Annotated in this window: 14 protein-coding genes; 11 read left to right on the forward strand and 3 right to left on the reverse strand. The window is 69.4% G+C overall.

The genetic code is table 11. The annotated features are described in order from the left end of the window. The first annotated feature begins 19 nt into the window (after positions 1-19). Both NF556_RS15990 and NF556_RS15995 read left to right on the forward strand, forming a co-directional pair. Positions 20-1,873, forward strand: coding sequence for a gamma-glutamyltransferase (locus tag NF556_RS15990; protein ID WP_252592018.1), 1,854 nt, complete (start codon positions 20-22; stop codon positions 1,871-1,873). Positions 1,874-1,996: 123 nt separating this feature from the next. Further along, complete coding sequence (locus NF556_RS15995) at positions 1,997-2,542, forward strand: acyl-CoA-like ligand-binding transcription factor (protein ID WP_252592019.1); 546 nt, start codon at positions 1,997-1,999, stop codon at positions 2,540-2,542. Between the two features lie 59 nt (positions 2,543-2,601). Here NF556_RS15995 and rph read toward each other — a convergent pair whose 3' ends face one another. Both rph and NF556_RS16005 read right to left on the reverse strand, forming a co-directional pair. After that, a complete protein-coding gene (rph, locus tag NF556_RS16000) occupies positions 2,602-3,402 on the reverse strand; it encodes a ribonuclease PH (protein WP_252592020.1) in 801 nt (266 codons plus the stop codon). Positions 3,403-3,513: 111 nt separating this feature from the next. Then, positions 3,514-4,680, reverse strand: coding sequence for an ROK family transcriptional regulator (locus NF556_RS16005; RefSeq protein WP_252592021.1), 1,167 nt, complete (start codon positions 4,678-4,680; stop codon positions 3,514-3,516). A gap of 201 nt (positions 4,681-4,881) precedes the next feature. On the opposite strand from NF556_RS16005, the gene NF556_RS16010 reads away from it, so the two are divergent. The 9 genes from NF556_RS16010 (at position 4,882) to NF556_RS16050 (ending at position 13,996) form a co-directional block, all read left to right on the forward strand. Then, a complete protein-coding gene (locus NF556_RS16010; protein WP_252592022.1) occupies positions 4,882-6,072 on the forward strand; it encodes a sugar ABC transporter substrate-binding protein in 1,191 nt (396 codons plus the stop codon). Continuing rightward, positions 6,069-6,896 (forward strand): ATP-binding cassette domain-containing protein, encoded by an 828-nt coding sequence (locus tag NF556_RS16015; RefSeq protein ID WP_252592023.1) that lies wholly within the window; start codon positions 6,069-6,071, stop codon positions 6,894-6,896. Before NF556_RS16010 ends, NF556_RS16015 begins: the two co-directional genes overlap by 4 nt. Then, complete coding sequence (locus tag NF556_RS16020) at positions 6,889-8,145, forward strand: sugar ABC transporter permease (RefSeq protein ID WP_252592024.1); 1,257 nt, start codon at positions 6,889-6,891, stop codon at positions 8,143-8,145. The genes NF556_RS16015 and NF556_RS16020 overlap by 8 nt, the downstream gene beginning before the upstream one ends. Before the next feature lie 83 nt (positions 8,146-8,228). Further along, the gene (locus NF556_RS16025) at positions 8,229-8,651 is read left to right on the forward strand and encodes a YrdB family protein (RefSeq protein ID WP_252592025.1); all 423 of its coding nucleotides are present in this window, start codon (positions 8,229-8,231) and stop codon (positions 8,649-8,651) included. 22 nt (positions 8,652-8,673) lie between these two features. Beyond that, positions 8,674-9,024, forward strand: a complete 351-nt coding sequence (locus tag NF556_RS16030; RefSeq protein ID WP_252592026.1) for a nucleotidyltransferase family protein — start codon at positions 8,674-8,676, stop codon at positions 9,022-9,024. 37 nt (positions 9,025-9,061) lie between these two features. Continuing rightward, positions 9,062-10,294: a metal-dependent hydrolase family protein gene (locus tag NF556_RS16035; RefSeq protein ID WP_252592027.1), complete on the forward strand. Its 1,233-nt coding sequence runs from the start codon at positions 9,062-9,064 to the stop codon at positions 10,292-10,294. Beyond that, on the forward strand, positions 10,269-10,841 hold the full coding sequence (locus NF556_RS16040; protein ID WP_252592028.1) for a tetratricopeptide repeat protein: 573 nt from the start codon (positions 10,269-10,271) through the stop codon (positions 10,839-10,841). The genes NF556_RS16035 and NF556_RS16040 overlap by 26 nt, the downstream gene beginning before the upstream one ends. Before the next feature lie 41 nt (positions 10,842-10,882). Then, positions 10,883-11,914: a GNAT family N-acetyltransferase gene (locus NF556_RS16045; RefSeq protein ID WP_252592029.1), complete on the forward strand. Its 1,032-nt coding sequence runs from the start codon at positions 10,883-10,885 to the stop codon at positions 11,912-11,914. Positions 11,915-12,055: 141 nt separating this feature from the next. Continuing rightward, positions 12,056-13,996 carry a M14 family zinc carboxypeptidase gene (locus NF556_RS16050; protein WP_252592030.1) on the forward strand — a complete coding sequence of 647 codons (1,941 nt, stop codon included), beginning with the start codon at positions 12,056-12,058 and terminating at the stop codon, positions 13,994-13,996. Between the two features lie 88 nt (positions 13,997-14,084). On the opposite strand, the gene NF556_RS16055 is transcribed toward NF556_RS16050, so the two are convergent. After that, complete coding sequence (locus NF556_RS16055) at positions 14,085-16,388, reverse strand: hypothetical protein (RefSeq protein WP_252592031.1); 2,304 nt, start codon at positions 16,386-16,388, stop codon at positions 14,085-14,087. Positions 16,389-16,474: the final 86 nt, after the last annotated feature.

The following is a 16,474-nucleotide window of genomic DNA, read 5'->3' on the forward strand; positions in this document are numbered from 1 at the left end:
CCAGGTAGCGTTGCCGACGATGCAGACTCCCGCCCCCGACTCCCGCCGTGTGAGCGCCCGCCACCGCGTCCTCGCCCTGGCCCTGCCGGTCCTGCTCGTCGTGGCGACAGCCTGCTCCGGCGGGGAAGACCCGGACGACTCAGACTCCTCCCCCACTGCCAGCTCGACGGTGACTGGCGCGCCCCCGGCCACCAGCACCGCACCGGCCGACGATGCAGGGACCACCAGTGTCGGACCACCGGACGACGCCGGGACGACGAGTGCCCCGCCACCAGACGACTCAGAGACCACGAGCAACCCGCCGCCGACGGAGACCGCCGCACCGACCGAACCCACCGGTCCGGCCCACGCGTTCGGCGCCTATGGCATCGCGGCCGGTCACCCAGAGGCAGTGCAGGTTGGCATCGACATCCTGGAGCGGGGCGGCAACGCGGTGGATGCGGCCGTGGCCACGGCCTTCGCGATGGGTGTGATCGAGCCACTGACCTCCGGCGTGGGCGGCGGCGGCACGGCACTGGTGGTGCCGATGCCCGACAGCACGGCACCAGGCAACCCCGACAAGGCCCTGGCCTACGACTACCGCGAGACCCTGCAGTCCTCGGGCAAGCTGCCCAAGAGTCGCACCGGCATCCCCGGTTTCGTGGCGGGCATGGCCGAGCTGCACGCCGAGCACGGGCAGCTGCCCTGGCGCGACGTGCTGCAGCCGGCGATCGACCTCGCCGAGTTCGGCGTGCCGGCCTCGTGGTGGCTCGCGCAGGAGTTGCGCACCGAGCGGGGGCGCGCGGTCACCGCGGACCTCCCGCAGTTCCGCAACCAGGCGCTGGAACCGCTGGAGGAGAATGACCTGCTGATCCAGCTCGACCTCGCGGAGACCCTGGAGACCATCGCCCGGGACGGTCGCGACGGCTTCTACACCGGCTATCTCGCGCAGGAGCTCACCCGCGCTGACGGCATCGACGCCAAGGGGCTCGACACCTACGCGGTGGACGTGCGCGACCCCGTCCGCGGAGCGATCAGGGGCCACGTGGTGATGGCCGCCGCCCCGGCCACTGCCGGCGTGGCCCTGGTCCAGCTGCTCCAGGTCGCCGAGGCCAACGGGTTGGACCACACCAAACCCGGCACCTCGGCATACATCGACACTCTCTCCGATGCCTGGCTGGTGGCCGACGAGTCGATGGACACCGTCGTGGGCGACCCCAACTTCGTCGACGTGCCGATCAAGAAACTGACCGATCCCACGGCCAACGCCGCCCTCGAGGTCGCGGCACCCGCGCCCAGCGGTGAGGTGGCGGCAGGCCGACCGGCCGACGGCAACACCACCCACCTCAGCGTGGTGGATGCCGACGGGCTCTCGGTCTCGATGACCAACACGGTCACCGACTTCTGGGGCTCCGGGCAGGAGATCGGCGGGTTCTTCGTCAACAACCACCTGATCCGGTTTGGCACCACGGGACGGACCAAGGCCAATGACCCTGAGCCGGGCAAACGGCCGGTCAGCTTCATGGCGCCAGCCATCGTGCTGGACTCCGAGCTGCGGCCGGCGCTGATCGTCGGCTCGCCCGGCGGCCGCCGCATCCCCAACATCCAGGCCAACGTGATCTCCCGGTGGCTGGACGGCCAGCCGTTGCAGGACGCCGTGGACTCGCCCCGGTTCCACCTGGACGAGGGGACGCTGTATGCCGAGAAGTTGCCTCAGTCGACGACGCGCGGGTTGGAGAAGCTGGACTATCGGATCCGGGTGGCCCCGGCGGCCTGGAATCTGTTCGGGTCGGCTCAGGCGCTGGAGCTGGACCACGCCGGGGGCACGGTGATCGGGGCGACCGACAAGCGCCGCACCGGTGCCTGGGACAGCGGGCCCGGCCTGCGCCCCTGACGCGCCGTCGGGTCGCTTTCTGTGAGCAGCGGGCTACGCTGAGACATGACCCCCGACCAGCCGGGGTCGGCCCGGCTCGGCCGACCCCCCGCTTCCTCTGCTGACAAGATCGAGCAGACCTCCATGGCATTGCTGCTCGAGCGAGGCTTTGACCACGTCTCGGTCGCAGAGCTGGCCGCGGCCGCGGGCATCAGCCGTGCCACGTTCTTTCGGTATTTCCCGACCAAGGCCGACGTGGTCTGGCGGGGGTTTGACCGGGCCCTCGACGCCATGGAGCAGGCCCTGGAGCAGGCGCCCGAGCAGCTGGACACCATGGCGGCGATCCGCGAGGCGATCGACGAGTCGTTCCTGGCCACCGCCCCTCATCGGGACGTGTGGTGGCAGAGCTTCATGCTGGTCAACGCGCAGCGATCCGTGGGCGGCGAGTCTCACGATCGGTGGGCACGCTGGACCGACCTGGTCACGCGCTTCGTGGCCGGACGGATGGGCGTGCCCGAGGGCCACGCAGTCCCCGCCGCCATCGCGTGGGCACACCTCGGGATCTACCTCGCCACGCTGCGTGCGTGGGCTGGCCAGCCGATGGACGCCGACCAGATGCAGGCACAGGCCCTGAGCTCCATCGACCTGGTCGCGGCCGAGATGGCCGGCCTGCTCGAGTTCACCGACTGACCGCGCAGCGCCACCTGGCGTCAGCGGGCCTGTAGGCGGCCCGCGTCACGCAGCCAGTGTCAGGAGGTCGGCGGCCCCTGGTCGACGTCCGAGCCGGCCTCGCGCGCGTCGGAGCCACCCATGTCGTCGCCGCCGAGTGCGGCGATCTGGCGGGCGGTCAGCTCGGCGCAGCCCTCGGCGGCCTGGTCGAGGAGAGCATCCAGCAGTTCGCGGTCGAACGGCACGCCCTCGGCGGTGCCCTGCACCTCCACGAACCGGCCGTCGCCGGTCATCACCACGTTCATGTCGGTGTCGGCATCGACGTCCTCGACATAGTCCAGGTCCAGCACCGGCTCCCCCTTGACGATGCCCACGCTGACGGCGGCCACCGACCCGGTGATCGGCTCGGCGCCCTTCTTGATCAGCCCGAGGGAACGGCCCTTCTCGACGGCGTCGACCAGCGCGACATAGGCGCCGGTGATCGCCGCGGTGCGGGTGCCCCCGTCGGCCTGCAGGACGTCGCAGTCCAGCTGGATGGTGTTCTCCCCCAGAGCGGACAGGTCGATCACCGCACGCAGGCTCCGGCCGACCAGGCGAGAGATCTCGTGCGTGCGGCCACCGATGCGCCCCTTGACCGACTCACGGTCGCTGCGCGTGTGCGTGGCGCGCGGGAGCATGGCGTATTCAGCTGTGGCCCACCCCAACCCGCTGCCCCTGCGCCAGCGCGGCACGCCCTCACTGAAGGAGGCGACACACAGCACGCGCGTCTTGCCAAACTCGACCAGGACGCTCCCCTCGGCGTGGTCGAGCCACCCGCGGGTGATCCGGATCTCACGGAGTTGGTCGGGCTGGCGGCCATCGTGGCGGGGTCCATCACTCATGCCCCCCAGCGTAGGCGCACGCCGCACTGTCGGCGTCACCGAGGCTGGGCGCTCAGCGAGCGGTGTGCGCCAGGTCGCCCTCACGGCACGCAAAGCACCAACTCGGTGTCCTCAGGCCCCGGAGTGGACCAACTCGGTGTCCTCGGCGGCCAGCTGCACAGCCCCGACCAGGCTCGCCCGGTCGCCCAGCTCGCTGATCACGATCGGGGTCTCGGCCACCGAGGAGAGCGCGTGGCGTCGCAGTCCGGTGCGGGTCGGCTCCAGCAGCAGCTCACCGGCCTGGGCGGAGGCGCCGCCCAGGATGATGATGCCGGGGTTGAGCAGGTTCAGGACCGAGCCGAGGGCCCACCCGAGGCGCAGGCCGGCATCCTCGATCACCCGCTGGGCCGCGAGGTTGCCCTCCCCCGCCGCGACGACCACCTCCTTGAAGGTGGCGCCTGGCAGGTGTGAGCCGAGCAGCCGCAGCAGGTGCTCGCTGGAGGTGTAGGTCTCCAGGCAACCCCGGCTCCCGCACCGGCACATCGGCCCCTGCTCATCGACGGTCAGGTGGCCGATCTCCCCCGCAGTGCCATCGGCCCCGTGGAACAGCTCGTCGTTGATCATGATCCCGGCACCCACGCCGCTGGCGATCTTCACGAACACCGAGCTGGTGTGCCCCTGGCCCTGCCCGTGACGGTGCTCCGCGAGCGCGCCGAGGTTGGCGTCATTCTCGACGCGCACGGGCACCCCGAAGGTCTCCTCCGCGACGGCGGCGGCGTCCACGCCCTCCCACCCCGGGAAGATGGCAGACGACCGCACGACGTTGTTGACCACCGGCGCCGGCAGACCGAGACCGACCTGCCGCAGCGGCCCGACTGCCGGGTTGATGCGCTCCAGGAGCGTCCGCGCCAGCCGCAGGTCGAGGACGTGGTCCTCCGGCTCGGAGGCCACCCGCTCCTCGGCCAACACCTTGCCGGTCAGGTCCCCGACAGCGACCGCGATGTGACTGTGCCCAAAGTCGATCCCCGCCACCACCCCGGCACCCGGCGCAAGACGCACCGCCGAGCCACGTCGCCCGCTGCTCGGCTCGGTGTCCAGCAGCCCGGCCGCCGTCAGGTCGCGCACGATGTTGGACACGGTGGCGTGGGCCAGCCCGGTGGCCCGGGCGAGCTCAGCCTGGGTGTGCACGCCCTTGTCCGTGGGCGTGCGCAACACCGAGAGCAGTCGCCGCTCGTTGGACGCTCGCAGCGATGTCGACGAGCCGGGCGCAGCAGTCGGACGTGGCGCGCTTCGGGGCATGGCTGAACTGTGCCTGCCCGCTCATTAACTGTCAAGCGATAACGATAAATGTTGCAAGATTCAGCACTGAACCCATCTTGACCAGACCGTTATCGTTCACCTCTTGACGACAAAGCCGTCCGGCGGGACACTTCAGGGATCTTGTTCGCAACGAAGCGGGCGCTGGGTCTCCCGGTCCGCTCCACCCAAGGAGGACCCACCGTGACCACAACAGTTCGGCGCCGCTCGGCCGTCGGCATCACCGCCCTGCTCGCCTTCACCTTGTCTGCCTGCGGGGCCAACGACCCCGCACCAGAGGACACCGACGACACGGGGGCCGATGCTGCAGTCGACGACGCCGATGCGGGCGAGGACGTCGGCGAGGCAAGCGACGAGACCGGTGACGACACTGGCGGTGCCCCGGGAGGCGAGAGCATCAGCATCGCGCTCCTGCTCCCCGAGACGCAGACCACCCGTTACGAGGCGTTCGACAAGCCGCTCTTCGAGGCCAAGGTGGCCGAGCTGTGCGAGGAGTGCGAGGTCCTCTATTACAACGCCGACCAGGACGAGACCGCCCAGTCCCAGCAGGTGGACACCGCGATCAGCGAGGGCGCATCAGTCATCGTGCTCGACCCGGTCAACGGCGCCGGAGCCGGTGGCATGGTGACCGCTGCGCAGGCCGAGGACATCCCGGTCATCGCCTATGACCGGTTCATCGCCGAGGCCGACTACTACATGTCCTTCGACAACGAGACCGTCGGCAAGATGCAGGGCGAGGCCCTCGTCGAGGCGATGGGCGACACCGGCAACATCCTGATGCTCAACGGCGCCCCCAGCGACCCCAACGCCGCTCAGTTCAAGGCCGGCGCGCACAGCGTCATCGACGCCAGTGGCCTGACGATCCTGGAGGAGTATGACAACCCCGACTGGTCCCCGGAGAACGCCCAGCAGTTCGTCACCGACCAGCTCAGCGCCTATGACCCCTCGGAGATCAACGGCGTCTATGCCGCCAACGACGGCCAGGCCGGTGGAGTGGTCGCGGCCCTGACCGGCGGCGGCATCGCGGTGGACGACCTGCCGCCGATCACCGGCCAGGACGCCGAGCTCGCGGCGGTGCAGCGGATCGTGGCCGGCCAGCAGGCGGTCACCGTCTACAAGCCGATCCCCATCGAGGCCGAGACCGCGGCCGAGCTGGCCGTCACCCTGGCCCGGGGCGAGGAGCCTGCCGCCACGAGTGACACCGGCGTCGAGCTGTCCGACTTCGAGGGCGTCCCGTCCTACATCTTCGACCCGATCGCGGTGACCCAGGACAACGTCAACGACACGATCGTGGCCGACGGCTTCTACTCCGCCGACGAGATCTGCACCGGCGACTACGCGGCGGCGTGCGAGTCGCTCGGGCTCGGCGGATGACCCAACCGGTCATCGCGCAGGGCACGGTGCCGGTCGGGGACAGCGTGCTGTCCCTGACCGGCATCACCAAGCGCTTCGGCGCGGTCCAGGCCCTCACGGACGTCTCGCTCGAGGTGCATGCCGGGGAGGTGGTCGCCCTCGTGGGTGACAACGGCGCCGGCAAGTCGACGCTGGTCAAGATCATCTCGGGCGTCTATCAGCCCAACAAGGGCACGATCGTCGTCGACGGTCGCGCGGTCGAGGTGCACGGGCCCTCCGACGCCCAGCGCCTCGGGATCGCCACGGTCTTCCAGGACCTGGCGCTGTGCGACAACCTCGACGTGGTCGCCAACCTCTTCCTCGGGCAGGAGCGGACCAACGCCACGATTCTCAACGAGGTCGAGATGGAGCAGGAGTCGTGGCGGTTGCTGCGCACCCTGTCGGCCAAGATCCCCTCGGTGCGCATCCCGATCGCGGCCCTGTCCGGCGGGCAGCGCCAGACGGTGGCCATCGCCCGCAGTCTGGTCGGCCAGCCCAAGGTGGTGCTGCTCGACGAGCCCACCGCTGCCCTCGGGGTGGCCCAGACCGCGGAGGTGCTCAACCTGGTCGAGCGCCTGCGCGAGACCGGGCTGGGCGTGATCCTGGTCAGCCACAACATGGCCGACGTGCAGGCTGTCGCCGACCGGATCGTCGTGCTGCGGCTGGGCCGCAATGCCGCGGACTTCGCCGTCGAGGAGGCCACCACCGAGGAGTTGGTCGCCGCGATCACCGGCGCCTCAGACAACGTGGTCGCTGCCCGGGCGTCACGGCATACCCGTCTCGAGGATGAGGTGACCGATGAGTGAGGCCACCAAGACACCCGCCGCCGCAGTGGCGGCGGACCTCGCCGACGAGCGGCTGATCAAGTCCGAGGGCTTCAGCGGTTATCTGTCCGCCCAGGTCAACCGGCTGCGCTCGGGCGACCTCGGCAACCTCCCGGTGATCCTGGGTCTGGTCATCATCTGCATCGGGTTCTATCTGCAGAACGCCCGGTTCCTCTCCTCGCGCAACATCGTCTCGATCACGCAGTATGCCGCCCCCATCGGCATCATCGCCCTCGGCATCGTGCTGGTCCTGCTGCTCGGTGAGATCGACCTGTCGGTGGGCTCAGTGAGCGGGATGGCCGCCGCCGTGATGGCGGTGCTGATGGTCAATCACGGCCTGTCGACCACCGTGGCGATGCTGGGCGGGGCCGCTGTCGGTGTGGCCGTCGGCCTCTTCTATGCGGCGCTCTATCTGTGGATCGGCATCCCCTCGTTCGTGTTCTCGCTCGCGGGGCTGCTCGGCTTCCAGGGCGTCCTGCTGTTTGTCCTGGGCAACACCGGCACGATCAACCTGCCCCAGGGCTCCTGGCTGCTGGAGTTCACCCGGTTCAGCTTCGTGACCGGGTGGCAGTCGTATGCCGTGGTGGCGGTGATCGTGCTGGTCTACCTGGGCTCGCAGTGGCGGACCACGGTCCGCCGCAGGGCGGCGGGGCTGACGCCCCCGTGGTGGCCGATGATCCTCATCAAGGCGGGCGTGTTCGCCGTGGGGCTGGGTCTGGTGACCTACTACGTCAACATCGACCGTGGCTTCAGCTATCTGTGGTGGCTCTTCTTTGGCCTCGTGGTGCTCGTCGACTTTGCGCTCCGGCGCACCCGTTGGGGCCGGCACGTGTTTGCGGTCGGTGGCAACGAGGAGGCTGCCCGGCGCTCGGGCATCAAGGTCAACCGCGTCTATGTGTCGGTCTTTGTGATGACCTCGTTGCTCGCTGCCTTCGGCGGTCTGATGGCCGCCGGGCTGCAGACCAGCGTGTCGCAGGCGACGGGCACGACGGACACCAACCTGACGGCCATCGCGGCCGCAGTGATCGGCGGCACCAGCCTGTTCGGTGGGCGCGGGACGGCCTGGGCTGCGCTCATGGGTGTCCTTGTCCTGCAGGCCATCACCAGTGGTCTCAACCTCGCCGGTGTCGAGTCCGAGGTGCGCTTCATGGTGACCGGCGCCGTCCTGGTCGTCGCCGTCGGCATCGACTCGCTGTCCCGGCGCGCACGCTCCTCCAGCGGGAGTGGTTAGCCGCCCCCGGACGTATGCCGAAGGGGCACCACACGCGCGGCCGTCGCCGTCCGCAGTGGTGCCCCTTCGGCATACAGTGAGCTGTGTCTCAGGACTCCCCGCAGACCCCGTCGAAGGCCCCGTCGAGGACCCCACCGCGCGACCCCGGCGTGCCGGGCACTCCCCTCGAGTGGGCGGCTGGCACCGGCGCGTTCCTGGTCGAGCTGGCCCTGGTCGGCACCGCTGCCGTGGCCACCCGGCTGCTCGTCGGTGGTGGCCTCGGCTGGGTCGCCGGGCTCGCGAGCGCGGTGGTCGTTGTTGCCATCTGGGCGACCTGGATGGGTCCCCGCTCCAATCGGCGGCTCCCCCTGGCCGGGCGGTTGGTGCTCGGCTGTGGCCTGGTCGTGCTGGCAGCTGCACTCGCCCACACCGCGGGGCTCACGTCGTGGGCCTGGTGGTTTGGCGGCGTCGGCCTGCTGCTGACGGTGGCGGGTCAGGCGCTGACGCCACCGAACCCGCCTCGATAGGATTTGCCATCAAGGAGGTGTCATGCCTGATCAGCAGAGCCCGAGTGACCTGACCCTGGCGCGGCTGCACTTCCAGCCGACCAGTCCCCGCGGCCGCAGAGTCGCTGCGCGCCGCAAAGATGTCGTCGAGCTGGCGCGATCAGCCGGGTTCGCCAATGTCCGCATCTTCGGCAGCGTCGCTCGGGGCGACGATGGAGCAACGTCAGACATCGATCTGCTGGTGACTCTTCCGGCAAACGCCAGCCTGTTCACCATCGCGCGTCTCGAGAGAGACCTCACCGAGTTGCTCGGCGCGGAGGTGGACGTCGTCCCCGACAGCAGCCTGCAGCCCCACCTCGCGGACCGCGTGCACGCTGAGGCAGTGAACCTATGAGCCACACCGACCTGGAGTTGCTGGAAGAGGCACTAACGTGACGACGCTGCTGTTCACGGATGTCAGGGTCTTCGACGGCGAGTCGGACACCCTGCAGGAGGGCCCGGTCGTCGTGCGCGATGGGCGGATCGTGGCGGTGGGTCCGGGCTCCGACGACCAGGTGGACGGATCGGTTGAGCGGATCGAAGGTCGGGGCCGCACGCTGCTGCCCGGCCTGATTGACGCGCACTTCCACGCCTATGCGGTCTCCCTGGACATGATGGAGAACGAGACCCGGCTGCTGAGTTATGTCGCCCACGTGGCCTCGCAGCGGCTGGGTCGAGCGCTGTCTCGCGGATTCACAACCGTCCGGGATGTGGCCGGTGGCGACGCCGGGCTCGCCGCGGCCATCCGCGAGGGCTTCTTCCCCTCACCTCGCTATCTCTACACCGGAGCCGCCCTCAGCCAGACCGGTGGCCATGGCGACCCGCGCTCGGCAGACCTGGAGACTGACCTGTGCGGTGGCCACTCCACCGAGGTCGTCGACGGCGTGGATGACCTGCGCCGAGCCGTGCGCGAGAGGTTCCGCACCGGCGCCCACGCGATCAAGGTGATGACCTCCGGCGGCGTCATCTCACCGGTCGACCCGCTGCGCATCCCGCAATACTCCCCCGACGAGCTCACGGCCGTGTCCGAGGAGGCCACCCGTCGCGGCAGTTACGTTGCGGCACATGCCTACTCCCCCGAGGCCATCGTGCACTCGGTGACCCACGGCATACACACGATCGAGCACGGCAACCTGCTCGACGAGCCGACCGCCGCCCTGATGGCCGAGCACGGCGCCTTCCTGGTGCCGACCTTGGCGACCTATGCCGCGATGGACCGGCACGGACTCGATCTCGGCATGCCAGAGGTCGCGCGCGCCAAGAACGCCGAGGTCCTCGACGCCGGACAGCGTGCGGTCGAGATCGCCCTGCGTGCAGGCGTCAGAGTCGGCTTCGGCACGGACCTGATGGGCAGCCTGGAGACCGAGCAACTGACCGGGTTGCGCCTGCAGGCCGAGGCGGTCGGGGCCCATCAGACCCTGCGCTCGGCCACCTCCGTCAACGCTGACCTCATCGGACGGCCCGACCTCGGCCGCATCGCAGCCGGGGCAGTGGCAGACCTCTTGCTCGTCGAGGGCGATCCACTGGCCGACATCAACACCCTGGCCGACCCCGATGCGGCGCGCGAGATCTGGCAGGGTGGCGTCCTACGATCGACAGATGCGCTCACCAATCGTCACGGATGATGTCTTCGAGCTCTATCCCCACGGACCCGAGGAGACTCACCAGGATCTGGCCGAGCACCTCCTTGCTCTCGCTGCGGATCCGCACCAGGACGATGAGGTCACCGTGGGCGGACTGCTGGTCCTGGCAGGGGAACACCTCGAGTCGGCAGGCAATCTGACCGCGGCCGAAGACGCCTTTCGCGAGGCCGCTGCGCATAGGCAGGACCCCAAGGTGCCCGAGCCGCTGACGTATCTGGTGGACGTGCTGCTCGAACAGGACCGACGCGACGAAGCCGTCGGGATAGACGACGAGCTGCAGCGCAGCCGACCAGAGGACCCCAACACCTACGTCGCGCAGGCTGAGTCTTGGGAGCACCACGGAGACCTGCAACGCGCGCTCGGCTGGGTCAATCGCGGACTCGCTCTCGATGAGCGGACCGGGGCGTTCCACCAGTCCGACGTCAAGATGATCTGCCAGACCAGGTGGCGGATCCGGAGGGCACTGGGCTTCGGGGCGGATGAGTATGACCAGGTGGCCATCACCATTCAGGAGACATTCTCCGGCTGAAACCCGTTGCGCCAGCATGCCGTTGAGTCGACGATGATCCCGTGAGCACCACGACCTATCCCCTGCACACCGACCGGCTGACCGTGCGCATGCTGCGTGAGGACGACATCGACGTCCTCACTGCCTATCGCAACGACCCGCAGGTGTCGGCCCTGCAGGACTGGGATCTGCCCTATCCGCGCGAGCGCGCTGAGCGGCTGGTCGCAGCGCACGCAGACCGCGACGACGTCGAGCCTGGCAAGGGCACGCAGCTCGCCATCGATCTGGACGGCCAACTCATCGGCGACCTCTTCGTCGGCCTGGATGAGCACTGTGGCGTCGCCGAGATCGGCTTCAGTCTGGCGGCGGATCACCACGGCAAGGGGTATGCCGTGGAGGCGGCTTCGGTGGCCGTCGATGACCTGATCGATCGGCTGGGTGTGCATCGCCTCGTCGGCGAGTTGTCACCGGACAACCTGGCCTCCGCCCGATTGCTGGAGCGGCTCGGGATGACCTTTGAGTATTTCGCGGAGAAGTCGTTCTGGTGGCGTGGTGCCTGGGACGACAACCTGTTCTACTCGATGACCGCCGACCAGCGGCGCGCCTGGCGCGACCGTCTGCTCACGCCGCCGGAGCAGGTGCGGCTCGTCGAGCTCACCCACGAGAACATCGGGCCCTACCGGCGGCTGCGCACGCACCGCACCCAGGAGCGCTTCGTGGCCACGATGGACCAGTCCTTCGCCGATGCGCTCTTCCCCGAGCCGGAGAACGGACACCCTGTGGTCGCCGTGCTGCGCGGCATCGAGGCCGACGGCGAGCCGGCCGGCTTCCTGATGTGGGCCGACGCCATTAACGAGGGCACCCCCGATCCCTACCTCTGGCGGTTCCTGATCGACCGGCGCCACCAGGGCCGCGGGATCGGCCGGCAAGCTCTCGACCTCTGGACCGCCGACCTGCGCGCCGCCGGACAGACGGCCGTCGAGGCCAGCTGGGTGCAGGCACCCGGCGGTCCCGAAGCGTTCTATCTCAAGGCCGGCTTCGCACTCACCGGTGAGATGGACGACGACGAGGCCGTGGCCCGCCTCGAGCTCTGAGGACGAGGGACCTACGCGACACGGGTGGGTGGGTCACCACCTGACTCATCCACCCCTTCCCCACCCAACTGGCCCCGCCGGCGAGCGCACGCTGTGTCAGCATGGCCAGCGACACAGACGTCCACCCGAGAGGGACCAACCATGAGTCTTCGTGCCCGTCCGACCCTGCTCCTGGTCCTGCTGGTGATGTGGGGCCTGATCGCCTGGACACCGGGCGCCCCGGTGACGTCACCGGTCGAGTCTCCCCCACCAGCCCCGACCACCAACCCGATCGACGGGGTCCCGACCACCGGGCTCACGGCATACGAGGACATGGTCACCGAACTCACGCGACTTCGGGACCGGCACGGAGTGCAGCTCAGCCAGGCCGGCACCTCCAACGAGGGCCGCGGCGTCTGGCTCGCAGGGGTCGGTGACGGGCCACGCGCCGTCCTGGTCGTCGCCCAGCAGCACGGCAACGAACCGCACGGCAGTGAAGCAGCGCTGGACTATCTGCACACCCTCGCAACGAGCAACAAGCCGGCGATCCGGCACATCCGCGACGAGCTGACCATCTGGGTCATGCCGCGCGTCAATCCCGATGGCGCAGCGAACAATTGGCGGCAGAACGTCGACCCCGAGTGCGACCCCGAAATCCGGGACTGCACGCCTGGTCGCGGCATCGACCCGAACCGCTGGCACGACCCGACCGAGCTGACGCAGGACGTGCCAGCGCCGGAGACCGTGGCGGTGCGCGGGGTGTTTGAACAGGTGGATCCCGAGCTGGTGGTGGACCTGCACGGTCAGCTCAGTTATGTCGATGACGAGGTGGCACCGATCACCGCGAGCGTCGCGTGGCCAGTCATCGCCCCGGAGGACCTGACGCCCGAGCGCGAGGCCGCGATCGCCTATGCCAAGCAGGTGTCGGTGCTGATGGCCGACTCGGTCGACAACTCCCGGCGCGGTCTGGCCTCGCAGTATCCGCTGGGCACCGGTTCGCTGCTGACCGCCCGCAACGCCTATGGGTGGCAGGGCGCCGCGACGGTGCTGTTCGAGCAGCGCTCCAATGGCGGGATCCGCGACCTGCGGCCGCGGGTTGACGAGGCCTATGACGCGCTGATGACCGTGACGACCGCGGTGGCGGACGGCTCGGTCCACGATGTCGACCCGGCGCTGGCCGACGCGATCCCCGAGCGGGGACTGCAGGTCGGTCCGGAGCGGCCGATGTTGCCGCGCTCGTGCCCGGCCAGCCACGGCGTTCGCGGCAGCGGCGAGGTGCTCGAACACGAGGGCAGCGTCTATGACCTGGTCACCGAGCACGCCACGCGCGTGGTGCCCGACGCCAGCGAGGCCTACGAGCGACCCACCACCGCGCAGGCTTGCGATCTGGGCAACGCCTTCCGGATGCTGGAGCGCGGCAACGCGGCCCGGGCGGCGGACCTTGTGGCCCCCTATGACTACAGCGTGCTCCAGATCGAGGACCCGGAGACGGGGCGCGAGCACCTCGCCCTGGTCGAGGACTTCGGCGGCAGTGGTCCGTATGCACGGGGCTGGGGTCTGTTTGTCCACTCCCCCGACTCGTCGTCGTCGACCACGGTGGTCGCGGCCTACCCGACGTCCGCGACCTTCTCCGAGCGGCTGGCTGCGCAGGTGTTTGACCGCGACGACGCCGAGAACCTGCTCGTCGCCGGAGCGCACCGGACTGCGAACCGGGCCGATGCCGACACCTATGAGCCTGCCAACGCCACAACCGCTTCGGAGAGCGCTCTGCGCCGGGTCGCGATCGAGGCGGTCGACCGGGACGAGACGTCGCTCCAGGTGCTCGGCGCCACGCGTGACGGACTCGAGGTGCCCCTCACCTCCGGCACCGTGCCACCGAGCGACCTGGCGTGGACCGTCGACTCGGGGCTGTCGTCCGCTGGCTATCCGACCTGCCTGTATGCCGATGGCACCTGTGACGATCTCGGCTCCACCGGCAACCTGCTCGCCCAGGATGCACGCGCGGTCCGCGCCGAGCCATTGGTGATCTATCCGTCCTATGCCGTGCGCGGCACGCTCGCAGCTCGGGAGAAGTTGGCGGGCGTGCTGGCCGAACTGCTCTGAGCAGTCGTTCCACAGCCGGCATACATGACGCAGGGGTGGGTGAGTCAGCACCTGACTCACCCACCCGTCGTCACCACGCTTGAGTTGCTCAGTCGACCCAGGCATCCTCCACCGTGCGGGTCAACGTGGAGCCGTCGCCGTCGAGGACCGTGATGCGCACATCGACCGCACCGCTCCCCCGGGTCGGCAGAGCCTTCCAGACGCCACGCGTGAAGTGACCGCGCTGGTCGGTCCAGGTCGCGCCGTTGTCCCAGGACAGCTCGACCTGAACGTCGGCCCTGCGGAGGGATGCACCGTCAACTCGCCACGGCGTGACCTCGAGGAGGCCGCGCGCGGAGCGCTGCGCCGAGGCGTCCACCGGGAACGAGGTCTGTGCCTCGATCATCGGCAGAGCCGTCGGCGTCTCCTCGGTCGAGGCACCGGCGACGAACTCCCAGACGGACTCCACTCGCGAGGACCCCTGCCAGATGACGGGCGAGTGCGTCGTGGACAGCTCGATCCGCCAGGGCGCAGGAGCGGCCGGGGCATCGAGTTGCATGGTGCCGCCGAAGGTGGGGGCGACCACGACACCATCCCGGCTGATCGTGCCCGAGCGCGGGAACGGACCGGAGAGGCTGTGACCCGCGCCGTCAACCGCCCCGAGACGCAACTTGACCTGCCCGTTCGCCGTGGTGGCGGGCGCCTGTGAGTCGGTGGGCAGGGTGCCAGTGACCGCGCCCGCACCGATGGCACCCGCGAACCAGTGACGCTCGGGGTCCATCGTCTCGTCATAGGCTGCGGGCACCGTCCGGGACTGCAGTGCGGCACCGTGGATGACCGTCTGCTGCCAGGTGCTGCCGTTGTCGATCACGTGATCCAGACGAGTGGAGCCAGGCTCGACGATGTCAAAGATCGGGGTGAGCAGGCATCGGCACGGCGAGTTCGGGCCGCGTGCCTCGAACATCTGCGAGGCGTTCCCATCGGTGTGGAAGGTCTGGTGCACGGTGGTCAGGTCGGCCGCGCTGAGCGCACCGAACGGGTCTGCCTCGACCGTCGGGAGCTCGTCGATCAGGTCATAGACATCGTCAGGCTGCGGGTCCACCGCGAGCTGCAGCCGGCCGACACCGCCCATCCGCTGGATCCGCTCAGCCAGCGCCGTCGCATCACTGGAGTGGAGCGACAACAGCGGCAGGCTCGAGCCGACACGCGGCTCGGTCAGCCCCTCCTGGGCCGGGCCGATGAGCACAGCCGGCGCTCCCGCGGCCTCCGCCGCCGCGACCTGTGCGGCCAACTCCGGGCCGTCCGTGAGCAGCGGCACGTCGCCGGAGGTGAGCCCGTCGAGACCGACTCGCACAGGCACGGTGCCCTCCACGGGAGTGGGGTTCATCGGGTTGAGCAGCCGGACCGGCAGATCGACAGGCTGTCCGCCACCCACCGCGCGGGCCGCAGCCCAGGGCTCGGTGTTGCGCACCCACGGGAAGAACGAGAACACGCCGTCACTCACCGGGTCGCTGGGGATCAGCGAGATGCGGGACACCGAGGACGACTGGGGATAGACCACGGTCGACTGCGCCAACGGCGGGTTGCCCTCGATCCCCCGCTCCCACCCGAGCACGACGATCGAAGGGGTGCTGGTCTGCGGGGTGTCGACCACGAGCGGCTCCCCGTCACGGGCGTCGACGGTGATCGTCAGCGGTTCTCCGGCCACCACGTCAAACTCCGGATCACCGCCAAAGGTCACCTCCTGCGCAAGAGTCCCCGAGGTATCCAGCGTTGTGGCGTAGCCGAGCAGGCTGTAGGTGCCCGCAGGCAGGTAGAAGGTGTGGGGAGAGCCAGGGTTGAGCCCGAAATTGATGAAGCCGTTGGCCTCATAGGGCTCGCAGTGGAAGTCCATCATCGTGAAGCTGCCACCGGCCGGCTCTCCTGCACGGTCCAGCGCGTTGACCGTGACGGCCACCTTGCCCGGACCAGGCTTCGTGGGATTGGCATTGGCCGGGTCGCGGCAATAGTCCGGGGTCTCCACGATGTCCGTCTCCGCAAGGTCCGCGGAGGTCATGGATGGCGGCGCCAGCGTGGTCACGCCAGCCGCCTGCTCGGTGCGCAGGAGGTCTGGCTGGGCACCGACTTGGAGCGTCTCGGTGGGGACGCCGGTGACGTCGGTCGGAGTCAGCAGCGTCGAGTCCTCGAGTTGTGTGGTCTGCACGATGCCCGGCCCACCACTGCGAGAGGCGACGAGCCCGGCATACGTCCCGTCCTCGGTGACCACCTCGACCCCGCCGATCGACGACCTGGCGAGCACCGGCAGGCCGTCGTCTGGGTCCGACGCAGCCGTCACCGATGGTGCGGCCAGACCAGTGACCAGGGTGGCGGCAGCCGTCAGGACGCCGAGGGCTCGCGAAGGGGACAAGGGCATATGGATCTCCGGTCAGATTGAGGGGCGAACTGCCACTATCTCCCCCGGCTCGGCTCCAGAGAAGCACCACGAATGTCTGATAGTCG

This window comes from Ornithinimicrobium faecis, assembly GCF_023923225.1.
GTDB classification, from domain to species: Bacteria; Actinomycetota; Actinomycetes; order Actinomycetales; family Dermatophilaceae; genus Ornithinicoccus; species Ornithinicoccus faecis.

Excerpts from the sequence above, each read along its gene's own strand:
- NF556_RS16050 (WP_252592030.1), top strand. The coding sequence starts at position 12,056 with ATGAGTCTTCGTGCCCGTCCGACCCTGCTCCTGGTCCTGCTGGTGATG.
- NF556_RS16055 (WP_252592031.1), bottom strand. The coding sequence starts at position 16,388 with ATGCCCTTGTCCCCTTCGCGAGCCCTCGGCGTCCTGACGGCTGCCGCC.
- NF556_RS16020 (WP_252592024.1), top strand. The coding sequence starts at position 6,889 with ATGAGTGAGGCCACCAAGACACCCGCCGCCGCAGTGGCGGCGGACCTC.
- NF556_RS16030 (WP_252592026.1), top strand. The coding sequence starts at position 8,674 with ATGCCTGATCAGCAGAGCCCGAGTGACCTGACCCTGGCGCGGCTGCAC.
- NF556_RS16040 (WP_252592028.1), top strand. The coding sequence starts at position 10,269 with ATGCGCTCACCAATCGTCACGGATGATGTCTTCGAGCTCTATCCCCAC.
- NF556_RS15995 (WP_252592019.1), top strand. The coding sequence starts at position 1,997 with ATGGCATTGCTGCTCGAGCGAGGCTTTGACCACGTCTCGGTCGCAGAG.
- rph (WP_252592020.1), bottom strand. The coding sequence starts at position 3,402 with ATGAGTGATGGACCCCGCCACGATGGCCGCCAGCCCGACCAACTCCGT.
- NF556_RS16005 (WP_252592021.1), bottom strand. The coding sequence starts at position 4,680 with ATGCCCCGAAGCGCGCCACGTCCGACTGCTGCGCCCGGCTCGTCGACA.
- NF556_RS16015 (WP_252592023.1), top strand. The coding sequence starts at position 6,069 with ATGACCCAACCGGTCATCGCGCAGGGCACGGTGCCGGTCGGGGACAGC.
- NF556_RS15990 (WP_252592018.1), top strand. The coding sequence starts at position 20 with ATGCAGACTCCCGCCCCCGACTCCCGCCGTGTGAGCGCCCGCCACCGC.